This window comes from Nostoc sp. UIC 10630, from assembly GCF_010747425.1.
GTDB lineage: Bacteria > Cyanobacteriota > Cyanobacteriia > Cyanobacteriales > Nostocaceae > Nostoc.
The window spans coordinates 1-1,178 of record NZ_JAAGOG010000445.1; the positions used below are offsets into that span (position 1 = coordinate 1).

Annotated in this window: 2 protein-coding genes; one reads left to right on the plus strand and one right to left on the minus strand. The window is 46.4% G+C overall.

Annotation, left to right across the window (positions count from 1 at the left end; translation table 11 throughout):
* Positions 1 to 245 (minus strand): hypothetical protein (locus G1O98_RS38280; protein ID WP_163939675.1); only part of this gene is annotated, 245 nt, incomplete at its 3' end.
* A gap of 38 nt (positions 246 to 283) precedes the next feature.
* Between G1O98_RS38280 and G1O98_RS38285 the strand changes: the two genes are divergently transcribed.
* Positions 284 to 1,144, plus strand: a complete 861-nt coding sequence (locus tag G1O98_RS38285) for a Tab2/Atab2 family RNA-binding protein (protein ID WP_163939677.1) — start codon at positions 284 to 286, stop codon at positions 1,142 to 1,144.
* Positions 1,145 to 1,178: the final 34 nt, after the last annotated feature.

A 1,178-nucleotide genomic window follows, 5' to 3' on the forward strand; every position in this document is an offset into this window, starting at 1 on the left:
TAAGACTTCTTCCCCGTCCTCCCACACCTCCCACACCCTGCCAGCAAGGAGGTTTCAGCTTTTCTTAGTGCCATTCGCCTAATGTCCAACACTTCTCTACGAGAGGCTGCACCAATGGCTTCTCCATGAAACGCTACACAAATGCTCAGTACAAGTGCCATGCCCAATTCCCAATTCCCAATTCCCAATGCCCCATTCCCAATTCCCAATGCTCCATGCTGCCCCAACACTCGTATGATCAACATATCAGGAAAACATAGCAGCCAGATTTTTACCGCAAAACATGGGCAGTATTTGGGAAATCGATTTTTACTCCCGTCCGATTTTGGACGATAATCAGAAAAAAATTTGGGAAGTCTTAGTCTGCGAAAGCCCCTTGGATATTGGCATAAAACCAGATTCTTTGTTTCGTTATGCTCAATATTGTCCCAGTACCCAGGTAAACTCGGGCTGGTTGCGGACAGCATTGCAAGAGGCTATTACCCAAGCGGGAAAAGCACCAATTAAAATCCGCTTTTTCCGCCGCCAAATGAACAACATGATTACTAAAGCCTGCCAAGATGTAGGCATTCCCGCCCAGCCTAGTCGCCGTACTTTGGTTCTTAACCAATGGCTAGAAGAGCGGATGAAGGAAGTGTATCCTCAAGAACCGGGGTATCAAGGGGGGACTAATCCCTCAGTCCGCTTGGAGAAACCTTTGCCGCAACGTTTACCAGATGCTTTGGAAGGGCAACAGTGGGTATTTGTTACCTTAGATGCTGCGGATTTGGCAGAGATGCCAGAGTGGGAAATTGGCTTTGGTGAAGCTTTCCCTTTAGAATTGGCGAAAGTTTCACCCGAAGCCCGTATTCCTGGTATTTTGATTTTCTCACCGAGAGCCTTGCCCTTGGCTGGCTGGATGTCTGGTTTGGAGTTGGCTTTCTTAAGATTTGACACCAGTGAAGAGCCGAGATTGCTTTTAGAAACGGGTGTTAATGAAAGCTGGATTGTGGCAAATATCAAAAAACCTCAAGTCTTGGCAGAAGCTAAAGGTTTTGAAGAAGCCAAGCAAAAAGCTAACGGAGTGCATTTTATTGGTATACAGTCTGATCCCAAAGCAGAATCTTTTGCTGGTTTTTGGCTTTTGCAAGAGGTTAATCTTTGAAGATGGGAATGGGGAATGGGGAATGGGGAATGGG